Below are 18,300 nucleotides of genomic sequence, written 5' to 3'. Positions count from 1 at the left end.
CGTCGGGCTGCGGTCACGCGTCACGGCAGGTGATCCGGGGTGGCACACTCTGCCCAGACGCCTTTGCCCCACGGCCTGGGGGCGATGCCCCACCGGCAGGAGACGGCGTCCACTACGGCCATGCCGCGCCCGGACTCAGCTGTTTCGCTCGCCTCGATGACGCGGGGGATCGTGCGGGATCGGTCGAACGTCGAGATTCGTACCAGGTGATCGCTGGGGCGTTCGACCTTGAGGCGGAAGCAGCCGCGCTGCTCGGGATCGGGGATGTGGCGGGTGGCGTGCCGGATCGCGTTGGTGGCCAGCTCTGAGGCGATCAAGCAGGCGTCGTCCACCAAGTCCTCCAGCCCCCAGGCGTGCAGGGTCGCGGCGACGGACAGGCGCGCGATGCCCACGGACTCCTCGGCGCACGGGAGCGACTGGGTGTAGGTCGGATGGCCTGTGCAGGTGGGTGTGAGCGGTGAGGGCTTGCTGATCATCATCGTGGTCATCTCGTCGGCCTTCTGGTGAGTGGGCCAGGCAGCGTGGAGACATCGGGGTACGGGCTGCTCGTGTGGGCGGCCTGGCGCTGTATGACGCCCAGTCAACGCTTGGAAGCGCTCCGTGTTTAGGGCATGTGCAATCCGCCCTGCCCGCATGCACCCGGACCTTTTTGCCTCCCCTTGACTCAGTTGCTTGGTGGGCTGTGCATGCGTGTCTACCGTGGAGACATGGGGAACCGAGCCTTCCAAATGGCCCTGGATGATGCTGGATTAACGCAGGAGAAGTTGGCCGAGGCGGTGAACAAGGCCATCGAGCGAATGACCGGAAGGCCAGGCCGGGTCGGTGACCGGGGGGTGCGGCGGTGGCTGAGCGGCCAAACCCGCTGGCCCCACGAGCTCCAGCGCCGCGCCCTCACGATGACACTGGGCCGGGAACCGGTCGAGCTGGGATTCGTTCCCCCGCCGGGCCGTCTCCCTGCTGCCCCTCCGGAGGACAATGTGAACCGCCGCCAAGCCCTCACCACGGGAGTTGCTCTGGGGGCGGCCGTAACCGCACCGGCTCCCGCCACGCCCTACCGCGTCGGCATGGGCGACGTACGGGCTCTGCAAGGCCGCTTCGCCAAACTCATCGCCGCCGACCACAAGAGGGGCGGGGACAAGCGGACCGAGACCGCTGCCCTGGCCCTGGCCGATGAAGCCGTTGCCCTGCGGCAGCGCGGTTCGTGCTCCCAGCGCGTCAGGCACGCCCTGTATGCCACGGCCGCCGCCTGCGTGTCCAGCGCCATGTGGGCCGCCACCGACGGGCGTCGTTTCGATGCGGCCCTACGGCATCACGAGCGGGCGGCCAGCCTTGCCCAGGAATCCGGCGACCAGACCATCCTGTTCCGCGTCTGGTCCCACAAGGGCAGTCTCTACCGCCACCTGGGCCGACCGGCTGATGCCCTCGACGCCAACGATGTCGCCCGGCGCCTGTCCATCACCCGCCGTGACCCGCTGTTCGCTTCCCTCGGCCACGCCAGGCATGCCGCGATCCTCGGCCTGACGCGGGACAAGGCCGGTGTGGACCGCGCTTTGGACTGCGCCCGGGATGCGATGCTCCGCGCTGATCCTGGCGAGCGGCGGCCACTGTGGCTGCCCGCGTTCTACGACGAAGCCGAAGTGCACAGCCTTGCCGCCACCGCGTACCTGGCTGCCGGTCGAGGTGCCGAGGCCGAGGCGCATGCCCATGCCTCCCTCACCCTGTTCCGTCCCCATCTCGTCCGCTCCCGGGCCATCACGACCGCCCGCTTGGCCCGCGCCCAGCTCGGGCAGGGAGAGGCGGAGCGCGCCGTGGTCACCGCCGCCTCCATTGACGTGGAGCACCCTCGGGTGCGGTCCATGCTCGACTCGTTCACCCGTGACCTTCGTCGGATCGCGCCCGGCCCTGTCTGCGACTCCTGGGAGCAGCAGTGCAGGGCAGCGTGAGCTTCGTTCGGATCGGTGACGTGGAGTCCGTGTGGGATGACCTGGTGGGAATCTACAAGGAGTGCTGGGCGCACAAACTCCACCTACCGCACTACGCCCCGGAGACGTTCGGGGAGCGCTTGCACCGGCACGCCGCCGAACCGGGTTGGGAGGCCGTGGTGGCCTACGACTCCGGTGAGCCCATCGGCTATATCTACGCCAACCGACTCACCGGAGCGGATGACCGCTGGTGGCGTCGCATCCGACCAGAGCCCGAGTCGGTCGTTGCGGGGGCTTCTACGGTCGCGGTGAAAGAGATGATGGTCCGCCAGCGGTGGCGCAGGCAGGGGATCGCCCGTGGGCTGCACGACGTCCTGCTGGCCGGGCGGCCCGAGACGCAAGCCTCGTTGATGGTCAACCCCCTGAACCAGGACGGGAGGGTGCAGGCCCTCTACGTGTCATGGGGCTACCGGGTGGTGGGCACCGCCCAGTCCTCGCCGGAGGCGCCGGTTCTGACGGTCATGGTGCGGTGACGTCGGCCGTCGGCGGTCAGCCGATGTCCAGGACGGCCTTGCCGTGGAGGCGGCGCTCGGTGAGGGCGGTGACGGCCTCCTCGGCTCGGTCCCAGCCGCCGCGCCAGGTGATCTGGGGGTCCAGGTCGCCCGTCGCGACGCGCTCCGCGAGCCAGCCGAGGTCCGCGCCGATGTCGGGGCGGTCCAGCAGGTAGAAGGTGACGATCGAGCGGTTGTGGCGGCCTTCGTTTCCGTAGAGGGCGCCGAACGGGAAGGTCTCGGGCTGGCCCGTCACATGGCCGACGGACACCAGGGTGCCGTGCGCGGCGAGCTTGTCGTACGCCGCCACCAGCTGCGGTCCGCCGACGTTGTCGACCACTCCGTGCACCGGCTCGTCGATCTCCGCCGGGTCCGTGACCACCTGGTGGGCGCCCAGTGCACGCAGACCGTCGCCGTGGGCCGCCGGATCGCCGGTGGAGGCGATGACGTACGCGCCGCCGAGCCGGGCGAGCTGGACGGCGTAGCGGCCGACTCCGCCGGTGGCGCCGGTGACCAGGATGCGTCGGCCGAGGGTGTCGCCGATCCGGCGCAGCGCGCGCAGGGCGCTGCCGCCCGCGACCGGGATGGTGCTGATCGCGCCGGGGTCGGCACCGGCGGGCGGGACGCCGAGCATCCCGGTGTCCACCGCGCGCAGCTCCGCCCAGCCGCCGTCCGCGCCCAGGGTGACGACGGGGGTTCCGGCGGCCGGTCCCGAGCCGTCGGCGGCCGCGTGCTCGACCACTCCGGCGGCGTCCCAGCCCAGGACGGTGCCGTCGGGGGCCTCGGTGCGGTGGGCGACCTCGCCGTAGTTGAGGGAGGTGGCGGTCACCCGGACCAGCGCCTGGTGCGGGGCGGGTTCGGGGTCGGCGGCCGCGCCGAGGCGGAGGCCGGAGGGGGAGGAGTGGTCAACGAGCAGGGCGCGCATGGCGGTTCGCCTTTCCGGTGAGTGATGGCGACATCAGTTATGCCACTGAGTGGCAAACGCGTGCAAGTGGCGTTATCAGTGACGGCTACACTTTTCGCCGTGACTGCCGCTCCCGACTCCTCACTGCGCGAACGCAAGAAGCGGCGCACCCGCCAGGCACTGATAGACACCGCGCTGGAGCTGTTCACCCGGCGCGGCTTCGGCGGGGTGACGCTGGATGAGCTGTGCGAGGAGGTGGAGGTCTCCAAGCGCACCTTCTTCCGCACCTTCACCAGTAAGGAAGACGTCGCGATGGCCCCCGACCAGGACCTGTGGCGGGCCTTCCTGGAGGAGCTGGAGACGGCGGAGCCGGACGGGCTGCCGGTGGTGGAGCTGGGGCGGGACGCACTGCTGGCCGCGCTGGCGCGGATGGACGACGAGGGCTGGGCCCGGCGGATGCTGCTCAGCCGGCGGCTGGCCGAGCGGACGCCCTCGATGGGCGCGCACGGCCTGCAGTTCTGCGAGGCCACCACGCAGGAGGCGCTGGCGATCCTGCGCCGCCGATTCGGCCTCGGCGCACCGGGCGACCTACGGCCGCGGCTGGCGGTGGACATGCTGGTCGCCGCGTTCCACGGGGCGCTCACGGCCTGGGTCGCGCAGGCGGACGAGGCGCGTGAGGCGGGCCATAGCGAGCCGCCCACCGCCGAGGAACTGGCCGCCCGCCTCCGCGAGGCGGTAGCCGCCCTCCCCGAAAGCCTCGCCCTGACGGCCGGGCCCGGCGGGGACGGCGGTTGATGTTCGGGCCCTGGCCGCCCGTGGTCGGCCGCTGCCCGCCCACGCGCGGTGACCTCGCGGCCCCGCCCCGCGGGCGATGGTCAGCCGAAGGCGATCACCAGGCCGAAGCCGAGGAAGAGCGTGCCGCCCAGGGTCAGGCCCGCCGCCGGGCCGAGTATGTGGCGTCGCATCCATACCCGGGCCTTCTGTGACTCGCCCGGGAGGTACATCACGTCCACCCTCCGGCCGGTCGCCAGCCCCATTCCGATGCCCTGGATCGCGGTCGTGAACTCCACCTCGTAGCCCTGGTGGTCGTGGAACCGGATGACCGGCGTCTGGGTCGGGTTCCGGTTCTGGTCCCGGCGGTCCACGACGTTGGCGACCACCAGCCCCTCCGCACGGACCCCCTCGCGGCGCAGTCGTCGCACCAGCCGGGCGTCGCGGACGGCGCAGGCGTAGAGGAACAGCCCGATCGTGATGCACAGCACCTCGGCCGCGGGAGCGCCCATCGATGAATCGCCTCTCGTCGTGTTCGAATCCCCCGCCCGCCACAGGAGACGCGTTGATCCGGAGCCGCGGTTGCCGTCGGGCGGCGCCCTGTCGCCGAGCCCCCGGGTGCGGGATCCTCCCGTGACATGAGCAGACCCCTGAACCGTCGTGTGAGCGGCTGGATCTGGCCCCTCGTCATCCCCCTCGTCACCGGACTCGCCTTCACCCTCACCTGGAGCTCACCGGCCGGTGCGGACGCCTCCCGCGCCGGGATCGGCGACGCCATCGACACCATCCTCGCCGACCCCCTGCTGAAGGGCGGCGCGGCCGGGGTCGTGGTCGCCGACGCCGACTCCGGTGCCGTGCTCTACCGGCACCGGCCCGACGACCGGCTGATGCCCGCCTCCAACACCAAGCTGTTCACCTCGGCCGCCGCCATGGGGCTGCTCGGCCCCGACCACCGCTTCCGCACCGATGTGCTGACCGACGGCGCCCGCCGCGGGCACACCCTCAGGGGCGATCTCTACCTTCGGGGCACCGGTGACCCCACGATGCTCGCCGGGGACTACGACCGTCTGGCGAAGGGGGTCGCCGACGCGGGGATCACCAAGGTCAGCGGGCGGCTGATCGCCGATGACACCCGCTTCGACGCCCAGCGGGTGGGCCGTTCCTGGGCGGCCGACGACGAGTCCTCGTACTACGCGGCGCAGATCTCCGCGCTGACCCTCGCCCCCGACACCGACTACGACGCGGGCAGCGTCATCGTGGAGGTCACCCCTGGCGCGGCGGCCGGCGACCGGCCGAAGGTCACCGTCACGCCGCCGAACGCGTACGTACGGATCGACAACCGCGCGACCACCGGGAGCGGCGGCCTCACCATCGAGCGGCAGCACGGCTCCAACACCATCACCGTCAGCGGCGCCCTCCCGGCCGGGGCGGCGACCGCCAAGGAGTGGGTCAGCGTCTGGGCGCCCACCGGCTACGCCACCTCGGTCTTCGCCGACGCCCTCGAACGGCACGGCGTCCGCGTGGCCGGGCCCACCCGCCTGGGCCGGGCCGCCCCGGCGGACGCCCGAACGCTCGCCTCGCACCGCTCCATGCCGCTGAAGGACCTGCTGATCCCCTTCATGAAGCTGTCCAACAACATCCACGCCGAGGCGCTCACCAAGGCCATCGGCTATGAGACGGCCGGGCGCGGCACCTGGGACGCAGGGCTCGCCGCCATCGCCGACTGGCTGAAGAAGCAGGGCGTGGACACCGGCGCGGTGCGCCAGGTCGACGGCTCGGGGCTGTCCCGGATGGACAACATCGCGGCCGGGCGCCTCACCGAACTGCTGCTGTCGGTGCGCGACGAGCCCTGGTACGCCGACTGGTACGCCTCGCTGCCGGTGGCCTGCGCCCCGGACCGGTTCGTGGGCGGCACCCTGCGGTCACGGATGTGCTCCACCCCGGCGGCCGGGAACGCCCGCGGCAAGACCGGCTCCCTGACCGGCGCCTCCGCGCTCTCCGGCTATGTCACCGACGCGGACGGAAGGGAGCTGGTCTACAGCGTCGTCCTCAACAACTATCTCGCCCCCTCGGTGAAGAACCTGGAGGACGCGATCGTGGTGACGCTCGCGACGTCCGGCGCGGGCCATGCGGAGGCGGTGCGGCCCCGTGCCGTACGGGACGACGCCACGGGTGCCACGGCCGCCACGGCCGACGCCGGACGCGAGTGCTCCTGGAGCAAGCCCCGCCGGTGCTGAGGTCAGGCCCCACCGGTGCTGAGGTCAGGCCCCGGAACTGCTGAGGTCAAGCCCCGCCGCTGAGCTGAGGTCAGGCCCCGCCGCCGCCAGGCGGAAGCCGCACCGTCAGCACCGACGTCCCCGCCGCCGCCTCCGCGGACGGGCCGCCGGCCACCTCCAGCCGCCACGGCGCCGAGGTGCCGGCGGCCTCGGCGCGCAGCACCGCCCCGTCCCGGACGACGGTGAAGGTGGCGGCCGTCGTGCCGTCCGGGCGCGGCACCCGCACCGTGACCGGGCCCGCCACCGGTTCGTACACCCGCAGCGTGACCCCGTCCGCCCAGTCGGCGTCGGGGCGGTCCTCGGCCGCCCCGAACGGGATCACCGCGCCGGGGCGGGCCAGCAGCGGGACGCTGAGGAAGCCGTGGGTCTCGCGCACCCAAGCCGGGCCGCGCACCGTCCGCCCGCTGGGCACATGCGTCCAGACGCCCTCCGGTACGTAGTACGTCACCTCGCCCTCGTCGTCGAAGACCGGGGCGACCAGCAGATCCCCGCCGAGCATGTACTGCCGCTCCAGGCCCGCGCACCCGGGGTCGTCCGGGAACTCCAGGACCATGGCGCGCATCACCGGGATGCCGTCGGTGTGCGCCTGCCGCGCCGCCTCGTACAGATACGGCATCAGCCGCAGCTTCAGCCGGGTGAAGTGGCGCAGCACCTCGACCGACTCCTCGTCGAAGAGCCACGGCACCCGGTAGGAGGACGAGCCGTGCAGTCTGCTGTGCGAGGACAGCAGCCCGAAGGCGATCCACCGCTTGAACAGGGCCGGGTCCGGGGTGCCCTCGAAGCCGCCGATGTCATGGCTCCAGAAGCCGAAGCCGGAGAGCCCCAGCGAGAGCCCGCCGCGCAGCGATTCGGCCATCGCCTCGTAGGTGGACTCGCAGTCGCCGCCCCAGTGCACCGGGAACCGCTGGCCGCCCGCCGTGGCCGAGCGCGCGAAGACCACCGCCTCGCCCTCCCCGCGCCGCTCGCTCAGCGCCTCGTGGACGGTGCGGTTGTAGAGCTGGGTGTAGTAGTTGTGCATCCGCTCGGGGTCGGAGCCGTCCGCGTAGACCACGTCCAACGGCACCCGCTCGCCGAAGTCGGTCTTGAAGCAGTCCACGCCCATGTCCAGCAGCGCGGTCAGCTTGGCCGCGTACCAGGCGCGGGCGGCGGGGCTGGTGAAGTCCACCAGCGCCATGCCCGGCTGCCACAGGTCCCACTGCCACACCGAGCCGTCCGGCCGCTTCAGCAGATGGCCTGCCGCCTTGCCCTCGGCGAAGAGCGGGGAGCGCTGGCCGATGTACGGGTTGATCCAGACCGAGATCTTCAGCCCCCGCTCGCGCAGCCGCCGCAGCATGCCCTCCGGGTCGGGGAAGACCCGCGGATCCCAGGTGAAGTCGCACCACTGGTACTCGCGCATCCAGAAGCAGTCGAAGTGGAAGACGGACAGCGGCAGCGCGCGCTCCGCCATGCCGTCGACGAAGCCGGTGACCGTCTCCTCGTCGTAGGAGGTGGTGAAGGAGGTGGACAGCCACAGCCCGAAGGACCACGCGGGCGGCAGCGCGGGGCGGCCGGTGAGCGCGGTGTAGCGGCGCAGGATCTCCTTGGGGGTGGGCCCGTGGATGACGTAGTACGTGAGCTCCTGGTCCTCGGCGCTGAACTGGAGCCGGGAGACCGCCTCCGAGCCGACCTCGAAGGAGACCCGGCCGGGGTGGTCCACAAAGACGCCGTAGCCCGCGTCGGTGAGGAGGAACGGGACGTTCTTGTACGCCTGCTCGGTGGCGGTGCCGCCGTCGGCGTTCCAGATGTCGACGGCCTGGCCGTTCTTCACCAGCGGGCCGAAGCGCTCGCCGAGGCCGTAGACCGAGGTGCCGACCCGCAGCGCGAGCCGTTCGCGCAGGTAGTGGTGGCCGTCGGCGGTCTCCATGATGCCCATGTCCTTGACGCCGCTGCTGGTGAGCGTGCGCCCGGCGGCCTCGAAGTCCATCCGCCAGGGTCCGGTGCGGGCGAGGCGCAGCGAGAGCGCGCCCGAGGTGAGCCGGGCCTCCCCGTCGTCGCAGCGCACCTTGGCGTCGCCCTCCTGGCGGGCGATGTCGAACGACGGGCCGCGCTCCACCCCGCCCGCGAAGTGGGTGATCCGGACGGCGATCACATCGGGCATGGGGGCGGTGCAGGTCAGGGTGAGGGCGGGACCCTTGAGCAGATCGCCGCGGTGGCGTACGGGATGGGTGGGGGCGTGGACGGTGAGGGTGCCGGGGCCGGTCTCCACATCGAGCACCCCCTGGGGGTACGCGGCGTGGACGCCCTCGCGCAGCCTCCAATAGCCATCGCTGAACTTCATGCGAATGCGGCCCTCCTCGTCATTTGACCGCGCCCATGGCGATGCCACGGGTCAGGGTCCGCTGGAAGATCAGGAAGAAGCAGAACGCGGGGAGCACCCCCAGCAGGGCGGCCGCGTTGGTCATGGTGGCGTCCATCAGCCGTTGGCCCTGGAGGACGCCGAGCGCCACCGAGACCGTCTGGTTGTCGTTGGAGATCAGCATCACCAGGGGCAGCAGGAACTCGTTCCAGGTCCAGATGAAGAAGAAGACCAGCAGTACCCCGATGGTGGGGCGGCTGACCGGCACCACGACCCGCCACAGCACCTGCCACTTGGTGGCGCCGTCGATCCGGGCCGCCTCGATGACCTCCTTGGGGAAGGCGCCGAGCACGGAGGAGAGCAGATAGGTGCCGAAGGCCGACTGGATCACGGTGAAGACGATGATCACGCTCAGCCGGGTGTCGTACAGGCCCACCTCCTTGGACAGGTAGTAGACGGGGTAGACCAGGGCCTCCTGCGGCAGCATGTTGGCCAGGACGAAGAAGGCCAGCACCCAGGGGCGGCCCCTGACCCGCCCGATGCCGATCGCGTACGCGTTGAGCACCGACAGCAGCGCGGCGAGCACCGCCACCGAGCCGGAGATCAGCGCGGAGTTGAACAGCTTCCGGCCGAAGTCCACCCGCTGCCAGAAGTCGCTGAGGCCGTCGAGGTGGATCCCCTCGGGCAGGCTGAGGGGGCCGTTCGCGGAGTAGTCGGCGGGCGACTTCACCGCGTTGAGGGCCACCACGAGGAACGGCAGCACCATGAGGGCGGCCGCCACGATCAGCGCGGCCAGTACGGGGTAGCGGGCCGGGGCCTGGTGTCGCTTGAGGGCGTTCACTGGTCCTCCGAGGGCGGTCACTCGTCCTCCGCCCGGGTTTGCAGGCGCAATGCCACCAGGGCCAGCGCCAGGATGATCACGGTGAGGGCGGTGGAGACCGCGGAGCCGTACCCGACCTGTGTCTTCTCGAAGAAGGACTGGAAGGAGAAGTACGAGGGGACGTTGGTGGCCCCGCCCGGCCCGCCCTTGGTGAGCACATACACCGCGCCGAAGACCTTGAGCGCCGCGATGGTGCACCACAGCAGCACGACATAGATCTCCGGGCGGATCTGGACCAGCGTCACATGCCAGAACCGCCGCCACCACGAGGCCCCGTCCAGCTCGGCCGCCTCGTGCAGGGACGGGTCGGCGCGCTGGAGCCCCGCCATGAAGACCACCAGCGGAAAGCCGAGCTGGACCCACACCATCACGGCCATCACGCTGTAGAGCGCGAAGTCCGGGTCGCCCAGCCAGTCCTGGCGCAGTGAGCCGAGGCCGACGGCGCCCAGCGCCTCGTTGAGCGCGCCGTTCTCCGGGGCGAGGATCCAGCTCCAGACGATTCCGGCCACCGCGATGGGCAGCACCTGTGGCAGATAGAAGCAGGCGCGCAGCACGCTCGCGGTGCGGGTGCCGATGTGCTTGGCGATGTAGTCGAAGAGCGCGGCGGCCAGCACCAGGCCGAGGGCGGTGGGGAGCACCGCCATCGCCACCACCATGGCCAGGCTGTGCCGGAAGGACTCCCAGAACGCGGAGTCGTCCAGCAGATCGCGGTAGTTGGCGAGCCCGGCCCACTTCGGGCTGCCCACGCCCTGCCAGTGGGTGAGGCTGATCCCGGTGTTCATCAGGAACGGGACGACGATGACGGCGAGGAAGGCCAGCGCGCCGGGGAGCAGGAACAGGGCGTACGGATACTCGCGGCGCCCGCGTCGGACGCCGTGGCTGTGGGAGCTCATCGGGAGCTCATCCCTTCGGCGCGCCCGCGTCGTACGCCTTCTTCAGCGCGTCCAGATAGGCGTCCGGCTCGGCGCTGCCGGTGATCAGCTTCTGGGTCTCGGAGACGAGGACGTCATAGAAGCCGGGGACCGGCCAGTCGGGGTAGAAGGCCAGGCCGTCGCCGTCGGCGTAGGTGGTGAAGTCCTTGATCAGGGCCTTGGACTTGGGGTCGGTGATCGCCGAGGGATCGGCGGCCACGGGCACTCCGCCGTTGTTGCCGAGGGTGTTCTGGATGCCCTTCCTCATCGTGATGTCGATGAAGTCGTAGGCGAGCTCCTTGTTCTTGGCGCCCTTGGGGACGACCCAGAGATTGCCGCCGGAGCCGAGGGTGAGCTTGGAGCCGGGGAAGGGGAAGGTGCCCCACTCGTCCTTCATCTCGGCCTTGAAGCGGCCGAACCACCAGCTGCCGGAGAAGAACATCGGATACTTCCCCGCGATGAAGGCCGCGCCCGCGTCCTCGGCCTTGGCGCCGCTCGAACTCTTGGCGAGGTAGCCCTTCTTCACCCAGTCGGCGAAGGTGGTGGCGCCATAGGTCCAGGCGGCGTCGTGGAAGTCCGGCTTGCCCTGGTACTGCTCGTAGGCGTCCACCCAGGAGCGGTCGGCCTTGGAGAGGGCGAGCTGGTAGACGTACTGCTGGGCGGGGTATTCGGCGCCCGCGCCGGCGAGCGGGGTGACGCCCTTGTCCTTGAACGCCTTCAGGGCGGCGGTGAATTCGGCGAAGGTGGTCGGGACCTTGATGTGGTGCTGGTCGAAGAGGGCCTTGTTGTAGAAGACCATCGTGTACTCGGCGTAGTTGGGGATCCCGTACCAGTTGCCGGAGCCCATCACGCCCTGGGCGTCATAGCGGCTGGTGGTGCGCACGCCGGGGCTGAGCGGCTTGTCCCAGCCGCGCTTGGTGACCTCGGGGGTGAGGTCGGTGAGCAGGCCCTGCTTGGAGAGCAGGCCGGTGGTGGCGTTGCCCTTGTTGTACTCCATCAGATCGGGCGCGTCACCGGAGTTGAGGACCATCGAGGCGGTCTTCTGGATCTGTTCGAAGCCCTTCTCCTCGACCTTCACGGTGACGCCCGGATGGCTCTTCTTGAACTCCTCGATCGCCTGTTTCCAGGCGATGCCCATGGCGCTGTTGGGCGCCTCGTAGTGCCAGAGCTTGAGCGACTTGCCGTCCCCGGCCTCGTCCCCGCCGTCCCCGCAACCCGCGATGACCAGGGATGCCGCCAGTGTGGCCGCGATGACGGCCACCGTTCGTTTCGTCCGTTTCCGTGCCGACAACATCCGCTGCCTCCGGGAGGGTGGGAAGGAAGGGCGCATGTGCAACGTTCGTCGAAGCGCTTCGATGGGGAGAGGTATACGAGGGGTGATAGAGATATGTCAATGCCGTTGACAAAACGGGCGTACCCGGAAGCGCCGGGGGAGACCCCTCAGGCTCTCGGAGGGGGCGCCCGACGGGTTGTGACGCCCGCGGCGGGCTGCTCCCCTCCCCGCCCCTTCCCGATCCAGGGGCTCCGCCCCTGGACCCCGGGGTCTGGGGTGGCGCCCCGCCTTGCGGCGGAGCCGCATGTCGACGCGGTGGGAAGGGGCGGGGCGGAGAAAGCATCGCCATGCGGCTCCGCCGCGTGGTCCGCCGGGCACCCCGTAGGCCCTCAGGAGCGATGGACCTGGCGCACCGTGCGGAGGAAGGCGCCCAGGACGCTCGGGACCGGGCCGAAGCGGTGGGTGAGGTGGAACTCCAGCCCGGCGGCGGCCGGTTCCAGCGGCAGCAGGGTCACCCCCACGTGCCGGAAGCGCCGCATCCCCGCCGGTCCGATGCCGATGCCGAGCCCGCAGGCGACCAGCCCCAGCAGGGTGTGCAGATTGTGTGCCTCGTGCGCGATCCGCGGCTCGACTCCGGCGGCGCGGCATGCGGCGAGCGCCGCGTCGGCGGCGGCGGGCTCGGCCTGCCGCGAGGAGAGGATCAGCGGCTCGCTGTCCAGCGCCCGTACGGGCACGGACGTGGCGCTGGTCAGCGGATGGCCGGACGGCACCGCCGCCACCAGGGTCTCCCGGCCCAGCGGCAGGCTGGTCAGCCGCCGCCGGGCGGCCGCGGGCGGCGGGCCGCAGATGACCCCGGCGTCCAGGCTGCCGTCCATCAGCGCCTCGATCTGCCGGGTGCTGGGGAGTTCCCGCAGCTCCAGCCGGACCTGCGGGCGGCGGGTCCGGAAGGCGGTGAGCACCTCGGGCAGCACGGCGGCCAGCGCGGTGCCGAGGAAGCCGATGGCGAGCGAACCGGTCTCGCCCCGCCCGGTGTCGGCCGCGTCCCGTACGGCGAGGTCGAGATGGTCCAGCACCTGCCGGGCCCGGGCCAGGAACGCCTCACCCGCGGCGGTGGGCCGCACCCCGTGCCCGGTGCGGTCGAAGAGCTGTACGCCCAGCTCGGTCTCCAGCGCCTTGATCTGCTGGGACAGCGGGGGCTGCCGGATGCCCAGCGCGGCGGCGGCGCGACCGAAGTGGGCGTGCTCGGCGAGGGCGAGCGCGTAGCGGAGATGGCGCAGCTCCATAAGAACCAAGCCTATATCTGATCGCGAATAACTCCTTCATGTCCCATATATCAAACAGGAAAGGCTCGTCGCACTGGTGCTCGACTGGCCCACATGAGCGAAACACCGGAACACCACGAGACGACGGTCGAGGGCGTACGGCTGCACTGGGTGCGGGCGGCGGGGCCGGGAACCCCCGTCGTCCTGCTCCACGGCTGGCCGCAGACCTGGTACGCCTGGCGCAAGGTGATCCCCGAACTCGCCCGCCACCACGAGGTGTACGCGGTGGACCTGCCGGGCCTGGGCGACTCGGGCTCCTCCCCGCGCGGCCACGGCGTCAGGATCGCCGCCGACCTCCTCGACGCCTGGCGCGCCGAGCTGGGCCTGGACCGGGTCCATGTCGTCGGCCACGACCTGGGCGGCCCCATCGGCTATGCGTGGGCCGCCGCCCACCCCGCCCGGGTCCGCAGCTTCACCCTGCTCGCCGTGCCCCTGCACGGCTTCGGGCTGAGCGAACTGATCGCTCGCGCCGGGCTCTGGCACTTCGGCTTCTTCTCGGTGCCCGGGCTCGCCGAACAGCTGGCGGAGGGCCGGGAGCGGATCCTGCTGGAGCACTTCTACGGGCACGCCCTGGAGACCGGGGCCATCCGCCCCGCCGACGTCGACACCTATCTGCGCGCCTACGCCCGCCCGGGCCGGCTGGCAGGCGGCTTCGCGTACTACCGCAACGGCCCCGCCGACACCGCCGCACTCACCGAACTCGCCCGCACCCCGCTCCCGATGCCCACCCTGGCCGTCGGCTGCGGCCGGGCCGGCGGCCCGGCCCCCGTCCACAGCCTCGGCCAGGTCGCCCCGGCGACCCGCGGCGCCGTGATCGACGACAGCGGCCACTTCCTGCCCGAGGAACGCCCCGGCCCCCTGCTGTCCCTGCTCCGGCCCTTCCTGGCGGAGGCCGACGGCGCTCAGCCCGGTCCATGACCGCCGCCGGTCGACGGCCCCTGGTAGGCCGGACCATCCAGGTACAAGGCGGCCGCCGCGCGGAGTTCGTCCATGGCGGCCCGCCAGGCCGGGTCGTCCTTGCCGAGAGTGTGCACCGCGTGTTCGGCGTTACGCCGTCGTGCGGCCAGGTCGGGGCGGCGCTCGATCTCCACCTCGCCGGCCCAGATGGTCAGCCATTGGCGGATGGGACCGAGGTTGTTGTGTTCGGCTGCCAGGGCGAACGCCTCGTTCTTCTGGGTTTCCATCTCGCCCAGTCGATGGGGAGCTACGCGGGCGAGCGCGAGGCGCAGCGATTCGGGAGTGCGCTCCGGCCGGGGGATGAGCCCTCCCGTGGGCGGCTCCATAGGGTGTGCGCTCATACGGTCCTCCGGGCTGTTCGGTGTCCGTATGCACCGTACTGGCCATGAAGACACCCGCGCGGCGAGCGGCGGCTTGTATGACGAATCCGGCCGATGGCAGGGGACCCGCGCCGGTCGGGGGCAGTCACGCCGACCGGGAGTCGCGTGGTTGGGGTGTCGGCTCGGCCACGCGGGTGCGGTTCCACGCCCGCAGCCGTCGGACAGAGGCCGCGAGGGTGGTGAGCGGCGGCCGGCGGCGGCGCGGTGGGGCGGGGGCGGCGCCGGGGCGGCAGGGGCGGGGGACGACGGGGCGGGAGGCGAGGAAGAGGATCATGCCACTACGGTCCAGGGCCCGGCCGGGGGCGGTCCAACACCTGATCCGAGGCCATTCACGCATCTGCGGTGTCAATGCTGGCCGGGTCTGGCTGGGCGAGGATCGCGGGTCGCGTCGATCACCATGCGCGGGCGAACTCGATCACCATGTGTCGGCGAACTCGGTCACCATGCGCGGGCGAACTCGGTCACCATGTGCGGGTGAACCGGGACATCGAACCGCGCCTGCTGCGCGCCTTCACCGCCGTCGCCGACGAGCTGCACTTCACCCGCGCCGCCGCCCGCCTCTACGTCGCCCAGCAGGCCCTCAGCCGCGACGTCCGGCGCCTGGAGCGGGAGTTGGGCGCGGAGCTGTTCGTCCGTACCACCCGCCAGGTCGCCCTCACGGCCGCGGGTGAACGGCTGCTGCCGTACGCCCGGCGGGTGCTCCAGGCCCAGGACGACCTGGCGGCGGCCTTCAGCGGGGCCGGGCAGCGGCCGCTGCTGGTGGACATCAGCGCCCCGGTGAGCACCGGAAGCCAGGTGCTGGCGGAGGCGCGGCGCCGCGTCGGCCCCGAGACCGAGCTGGTGGCCCGCTTCCACAGCGGACTGGCCGGGGCCGCCGCCGAACTCCTCGCCGGACGCCTCGACGTCTCCTTCGGCCGGGCCCGCGGCCTCGACCCCGCCGTGCTCGCCCGGCTGGACCACCGGCTGATCCGCTACGAGCGCATCGCCGTGGTCCTGCGCGAGGACCACCCGCTGGCCCGGCTCGAGGAGATCCCGCTGTCCGCGCTCGCGGGCGAGACCCTGTACGCGGCGGCGGGCAACGACACCACCACCGAGTGGACGGACCTGGCCGCCCAGCTCTTCGCGGGGCGCGGGATCGCGATGGCGGAGCCGTTCCCGGAGATCGACGGGGACGAGGAGTTCATCCGTGTGGTGACCAAGCGCCGCTGGTCGGTGCTGGCCAGCGAGGTGTTCACCCACCTCCCCGGCGCGGTGCTGCGCCCCCTCACCGAGCCCGTTCCGCTCTCCCCGGTCTCCATCGTGTGGCGCAAGGGCCTCAGCCACCCCGGTCTGGACGCCCTCCACGCCGCGGCCCGCGCGCTCGCCGCCGCGTCCGGATGGCTCCACCGGCCACCGGGGGCCTGGCTGCCGCGCCCCGAGGCGGGCGCGATGATGATCAGAGATTGACGCGGTTGAGGTAGACGCGCTTGCGATGCGGAATCACCTGGTACCAGACGAGCATCGTCTCGACGCTGTACGTGCGCAGGCGATGGGGCTCGGGGTCGTCGTCGAGGAGACCGTCCGGGCCGAGCCCCTGGGCCGCGAGATCGGCCAGAGCGCTGCCGATCACCTCGACCGCGCACCGGTCCGTGTCCTTCATGCCGCCGACGACCCACTCGGCGTCGGGGTTGTACTCCCAGGCCCAGCCGACGGCGTCCTCGACGCCTTCGCCCCGTGCGTTCACCCGGCGGCCCCGGTCTCGGCGGACGCCTCGCGGAGGATGCGCGTGATGGTCTGTTGCGCGGCCCGGAACTCCTCTTCCGTGGCCCCCGGATCGCCGGTGACGCGCTCCGCCTCGCGCATGGCGTGGAACCTGCCGGGGTGGCGTTCGATCGCGACGACGGTCGCCCACTTCTCCAGGAACAGCCGCATCGGCGTGGTCGAAGCGGTCTGAACGGCGCGGTCGAACGCCTCGCCCAGCTCGCGGTCGAACTCGGCGATGCGCGCGAGGTCGAGCCGTTTGACCGCTTCCCGCAAGGCGTCCCGCGTCATCGGCGGCTGTGGGATGACGGGCACGTGCGGGTGATCCGGCTGGCTGCTCATGGCGTTCCTCCGGCGGGGCAGGGCAGGGCGGGCGGTGCACCGCGTACGGTACCGGGCGATTCCTCCCGTCGCGTATGCGATGGGCACGGCTCCACCGCACGAGGGAATCCCCGGGGCGCGGGAGCCGGGGCACCGGGGGCCCTCGGGAATCCCCCTCACCGCCACCCGGCCCCCCGGGTGAGAGCAAGGTTTCGTCCGCGTCACCTGCCGCCACAGCCCGGAAATCCGCCGTCCCTACCGTCGGGCAGCGACACCGAGAACTGTGGAGGCGTGATGACTGCCCCGACCACCACCGCCGCGCGCAAGGGGGGCCGCTGGATCGAGCAGTGGGACCCGGAGGACGAGAGGTTCTGGAGGGAGAAGGGGGAGCGGATCGCCGCCCGGAACCTGGTCTTCTCCATCCTCTCCGAACACATCGGCTTCTCCATCTGGAGCCTGTGGTCGGTGATGGTGCTGTTCATGGGGCCGGAGTACGGCGTCGACGCGGCCGGGAAGTTCTTCCTCGTCGCGATGCCCACGCTGGTGGGCGGGGTGCTGCGGGTGCCGTACACCTTCGCCGTCGCGCGGTTCGGCGGGCGCAACTGGACGATCGTCAGCGCGGGGATGCTGCTCGTGCCCGCGATCGCCGCCGCCGTGGTGATGGAGCCCGGGACCTCGTACACCACCTTCATGGTGGTCGCGGCGCTCACCGGTGTCGGGGGCGGCAACTTCGCCTCGTCCATGACCAACATCAACTCCTTCTACCCGCTGCGCAGGAAGGGCTGGGCGCTCGGCCTCAACGCGGGCGGCGGCAACATCGGCGTCCCCGTGATCCAGTTGGTCGGGCTGCTGGTGATCGGCACCGCCGGGGCGGCCCATCCGCGGCTCGTGCTCGCCGTCTACATCCCACTGATCGTCGTCGCGGCGGCGCTGTCCGCGCTGTTCATGGACAACCTGGCGCCGGTGCGCAATGACACCGGGGCGGCCAGGGAGGCGGCGCGGGACGCCCACACCTGGATCATGTCGCTGCTCTACATCGGCACCTTCGGCTCGTTCATCGGCTACAGCTTCGCCTTCGGCCTCGTGCTGCAGAACCAGTTCGACCGCACCCCGCTCCAGGCCGCCTCGCTCACCTTCATCGGCCCGCTGCTCGGCTCGCTCATCCGCCCCGTCGGCGGCCGGCTCGCCGACGCCCACGGCGGCGCGAAGATCACGCTGTGGACCTTCGCCGCCATGGCCGCCGCGACCGTCGTGGTCGTCTACGCCTCCGCGCAGAAGTCGCTGGCCGTCTTCCTCGTGGGCTTCATCGCCCTCTTCGTCCTCAGCGGGCTCGGCAACGGCTCCACCTTCAAGATGATCCCCGGCATCTTCCAGGCGAAGGCCGTGGCCAGCGGCCTGGCCGGCGAGGAGGCCGCGGCCTACGGGCGGCGGCTGTCGGGCGCGGCGATGGGGCTGATCGGGGCGGTCGGCGCGCTCGGCGGGCTCGCGATCAACCTCGCCTTCCGGGAGTCGTTCGCGGGCGCCCACTCCGGCACCCCCGCCTTCGTCTCCTTCCTCGGCTTCTACGCGGTGTGCTCCGCGGTCACCTGGGCCGTATACCTGCGTGGCGCCCGCCGCCCGGACGCGGCGTCCGCCGCACAGGCGGGTGCGCAGGATCCGCGCTCGGAGCGGCAACCCGCCTACGCGGACGTCTGAGCGGGCCGTCGAGGCGGCGTCCCGGGGCCCGGGACGCCCCCTCGGCGGTTCGGGGCCGTACG

General features: G+C 71.7%; 19 protein-coding genes. 7 read left to right on the top strand and 12 right to left on the bottom strand.

The window, feature by feature from the left end; genetic code table 11:
* Positions 1-20 precede the first annotated feature (20 nt).
* Positions 21-488: an ATP-binding protein gene (locus IEJ02_RS17030; RefSeq protein WP_191065663.1), complete on the bottom strand. Its 468-nt coding sequence runs from the start codon at positions 486-488 to the stop codon at positions 21-23.
* 123 nt (positions 489-611) lie between these two features.
* On the opposite strand from IEJ02_RS17030, the gene IEJ02_RS17025 reads away from it, so the two are divergent.
* Together IEJ02_RS17025 and IEJ02_RS17020 are read left to right on the top strand one after the other, a co-directional pair.
* Positions 612-1,943: an NsdA family TPR-like regulatory protein gene (locus IEJ02_RS17025; protein ID WP_498067038.1), complete on the top strand. Its 1,332-nt coding sequence runs from the start codon at positions 612-614 to the stop codon at positions 1,941-1,943.
* Positions 1,940-2,455 (top strand): GNAT family N-acetyltransferase, encoded by a 516-nt coding sequence (locus tag IEJ02_RS17020; RefSeq protein WP_275559540.1) that lies wholly within the window; start codon positions 1,940-1,942, stop codon positions 2,453-2,455. Before IEJ02_RS17025 ends, IEJ02_RS17020 begins: the two co-directional genes overlap by 4 nt.
* 16 nt (positions 2,456-2,471) lie before the next feature.
* On the opposite strand, the gene IEJ02_RS17015 is transcribed toward IEJ02_RS17020, so the two are convergent.
* On the bottom strand, positions 2,472-3,398 hold the full coding sequence (locus IEJ02_RS17015; RefSeq protein ID WP_191065660.1) for a zinc-binding dehydrogenase: 927 nt from the start codon (positions 3,396-3,398) through the stop codon (positions 2,472-2,474).
* A 99-nt stretch (positions 3,399-3,497) separates the two neighbouring features.
* Between IEJ02_RS17015 and IEJ02_RS17010 the strand changes: the two genes are divergently transcribed.
* Complete coding sequence (locus tag IEJ02_RS17010; RefSeq protein ID WP_191065659.1) at positions 3,498-4,172, top strand: TetR/AcrR family transcriptional regulator; 675 nt, start codon at positions 3,498-3,500, stop codon at positions 4,170-4,172.
* 80 nt (positions 4,173-4,252) lie between these two features.
* Here IEJ02_RS17010 and IEJ02_RS17005 read toward each other — a convergent pair whose 3' ends face one another.
* The gene (locus IEJ02_RS17005) at positions 4,253-4,660 is read right to left on the bottom strand and encodes a DUF3592 domain-containing protein (protein WP_191065658.1); all 408 of its coding nucleotides are present in this window, start codon (positions 4,658-4,660) and stop codon (positions 4,253-4,255) included.
* Between the two features lie 126 nt (positions 4,661-4,786).
* Between IEJ02_RS17005 and dacB the strand changes: the two genes are divergently transcribed.
* Positions 4,787-6,385: a D-alanyl-D-alanine carboxypeptidase/D-alanyl-D-alanine endopeptidase gene (gene dacB / locus IEJ02_RS17000; protein WP_191065657.1), complete on the top strand. Its 1,599-nt coding sequence runs from the start codon at positions 4,787-4,789 to the stop codon at positions 6,383-6,385.
* Between the two features lie 70 nt (positions 6,386-6,455).
* On the opposite strand, the gene yicI is transcribed toward dacB, so the two are convergent.
* From yicI to IEJ02_RS16975, 5 genes are all read right to left on the bottom strand, one after another.
* Positions 6,456-8,741 carry an alpha-xylosidase gene (yicI, locus tag IEJ02_RS16995; protein WP_191065656.1) on the bottom strand — a complete coding sequence of 762 codons (2,286 nt, stop codon included), beginning with the start codon at positions 8,739-8,741 and terminating at the stop codon, positions 6,456-6,458.
* A gap of 19 nt (positions 8,742-8,760) precedes the next feature.
* Positions 8,761-9,525, bottom strand: coding sequence for a carbohydrate ABC transporter permease (locus tag IEJ02_RS16990; RefSeq protein ID WP_191065699.1), 765 nt, complete (start codon positions 9,523-9,525; stop codon positions 8,761-8,763).
* A 92-nt stretch (positions 9,526-9,617) separates the two neighbouring features.
* Complete coding sequence (locus tag IEJ02_RS16985; RefSeq protein WP_191065655.1) at positions 9,618-10,532, bottom strand: carbohydrate ABC transporter permease; 915 nt, start codon at positions 10,530-10,532, stop codon at positions 9,618-9,620.
* A gap of 7 nt (positions 10,533-10,539) precedes the next feature.
* The gene (locus IEJ02_RS16980; protein WP_191065654.1) at positions 10,540-11,844 is read right to left on the bottom strand and encodes an ABC transporter substrate-binding protein; all 1,305 of its coding nucleotides are present in this window, start codon (positions 11,842-11,844) and stop codon (positions 10,540-10,542) included.
* A gap of 368 nt (positions 11,845-12,212) precedes the next feature.
* The gene (locus IEJ02_RS16975; RefSeq protein WP_191065653.1) at positions 12,213-13,106 is read right to left on the bottom strand and encodes a LysR family transcriptional regulator; all 894 of its coding nucleotides are present in this window, start codon (positions 13,104-13,106) and stop codon (positions 12,213-12,215) included.
* Positions 13,107-13,199: 93 nt separating this feature from the next.
* Here IEJ02_RS16975 and IEJ02_RS16970 point away from each other — a divergent pair, with 93 nt between their 5' ends.
* Positions 13,200-14,063: an alpha/beta fold hydrolase gene (locus tag IEJ02_RS16970; protein ID WP_191065652.1), complete on the top strand. Its 864-nt coding sequence runs from the start codon at positions 13,200-13,202 to the stop codon at positions 14,061-14,063.
* Here the strand turns inward: IEJ02_RS16970 and IEJ02_RS16965 are convergent.
* Both IEJ02_RS16965 and IEJ02_RS16960 read right to left on the bottom strand, forming a co-directional pair.
* A complete protein-coding gene (locus tag IEJ02_RS16965; protein WP_191065651.1) occupies positions 14,048-14,443 on the bottom strand; it encodes a hypothetical protein in 396 nt (131 codons plus the stop codon). The two genes, IEJ02_RS16970 and IEJ02_RS16965, sit on opposite strands and share 16 nt — an antisense overlap.
* Before the next feature lie 124 nt (positions 14,444-14,567).
* A complete protein-coding gene (locus IEJ02_RS16960) occupies positions 14,568-14,756 on the bottom strand; it encodes a hypothetical protein (RefSeq protein ID WP_191065650.1) in 189 nt (62 codons plus the stop codon).
* A gap of 200 nt (positions 14,757-14,956) precedes the next feature.
* Between IEJ02_RS16960 and IEJ02_RS16955 the strand changes: the two genes are divergently transcribed.
* Positions 14,957-15,928, top strand: coding sequence for a LysR family transcriptional regulator (locus IEJ02_RS16955; RefSeq protein ID WP_275559533.1), 972 nt, complete (start codon positions 14,957-14,959; stop codon positions 15,926-15,928).
* Here the strand turns inward: IEJ02_RS16955 and IEJ02_RS16950 are convergent.
* Complete coding sequence (locus IEJ02_RS16950) at positions 15,918-16,205, bottom strand: hypothetical protein (protein WP_137978199.1); 288 nt, start codon at positions 16,203-16,205, stop codon at positions 15,918-15,920. The genes IEJ02_RS16955 and IEJ02_RS16950 overlap by 11 nt on opposite strands.
* Entirely contained in the window at positions 16,202-16,564 is a 363-nt protein-coding gene (locus tag IEJ02_RS16945) for a DUF6247 family protein (RefSeq protein WP_137978198.1), read from the bottom strand. The genes IEJ02_RS16950 and IEJ02_RS16945 overlap by 4 nt, the downstream gene beginning before the upstream one ends.
* A 273-nt stretch (positions 16,565-16,837) precedes the next feature.
* On the opposite strand from IEJ02_RS16945, the gene IEJ02_RS16940 reads away from it, so the two are divergent.
* A complete protein-coding gene (locus IEJ02_RS16940) occupies positions 16,838-18,238 on the top strand; it encodes a nitrate/nitrite transporter (protein WP_191065648.1) in 1,401 nt (466 codons plus the stop codon).
* Positions 18,239-18,300: the final 62 nt, after the last annotated feature.

The organism is Streptomyces sp. 5-10, assembly GCF_014712245.1.
Taxonomy (GTDB): domain Bacteria; phylum Actinomycetota; class Actinomycetes; order Streptomycetales; family Streptomycetaceae; genus Streptomyces; species Streptomyces violaceusniger.
Note: the sequence above shows the minus strand (reverse complement) of the source record. Positions and strands in the feature narration are given on the sequence as shown.

Coding starts and splice junctions, on each gene's coding strand:
- dacB (WP_191065657.1), top strand. CDS start 4,787: ATGAGCAGACCCCTGAACCGTCGTGTGAGCGGCTGGATCTGGCCCCTC.
- IEJ02_RS16985 (WP_191065655.1), bottom strand. CDS start 10,532: ATGAGCTCCCACAGCCACGGCGTCCGACGCGGGCGCCGCGAGTATCCG.
- IEJ02_RS17015 (WP_191065660.1), bottom strand. CDS start 3,398: ATGCGCGCCCTGCTCGTTGACCACTCCTCCCCCTCCGGCCTCCGCCTC.
- IEJ02_RS17005 (WP_191065658.1), bottom strand. CDS start 4,660: ATGGGCGCTCCCGCGGCCGAGGTGCTGTGCATCACGATCGGGCTGTTC.
- IEJ02_RS16945 (WP_137978198.1), bottom strand. CDS start 16,564: ATGAGCAGCCAGCCGGATCACCCGCACGTGCCCGTCATCCCACAGCCG.
- IEJ02_RS16960 (WP_191065650.1), bottom strand. CDS start 14,756: ATGATCCTCTTCCTCGCCTCCCGCCCCGTCGTCCCCCGCCCCTGCCGC.
- IEJ02_RS17030 (WP_191065663.1), bottom strand. CDS start 488: ATGACCACGATGATGATCAGCAAGCCCTCACCGCTCACACCCACCTGC.
- yicI (WP_191065656.1), bottom strand. CDS start 8,741: ATGAAGTTCAGCGATGGCTATTGGAGGCTGCGCGAGGGCGTCCACGCC.
- IEJ02_RS16940 (WP_191065648.1), top strand. CDS start 16,838: ATGACTGCCCCGACCACCACCGCCGCGCGCAAGGGGGGCCGCTGGATC.
- IEJ02_RS16975 (WP_191065653.1), bottom strand. CDS start 13,106: ATGGAGCTGCGCCATCTCCGCTACGCGCTCGCCCTCGCCGAGCACGCC.
- IEJ02_RS16970 (WP_191065652.1), top strand. CDS start 13,200: ATGAGCGAAACACCGGAACACCACGAGACGACGGTCGAGGGCGTACGG.
- IEJ02_RS16980 (WP_191065654.1), bottom strand. CDS start 11,844: ATGTTGTCGGCACGGAAACGGACGAAACGAACGGTGGCCGTCATCGCG.
- IEJ02_RS16965 (WP_191065651.1), bottom strand. CDS start 14,443: ATGAGCGCACACCCTATGGAGCCGCCCACGGGAGGGCTCATCCCCCGG.
- IEJ02_RS17025 (WP_498067038.1), top strand. CDS start 612: ATGTGCAATCCGCCCTGCCCGCATGCACCCGGACCTTTTTGCCTCCCC.
- IEJ02_RS16990 (WP_191065699.1), bottom strand. CDS start 9,525: ATGGTGCTGCCGTTCCTCGTGGTGGCCCTCAACGCGGTGAAGTCGCCC.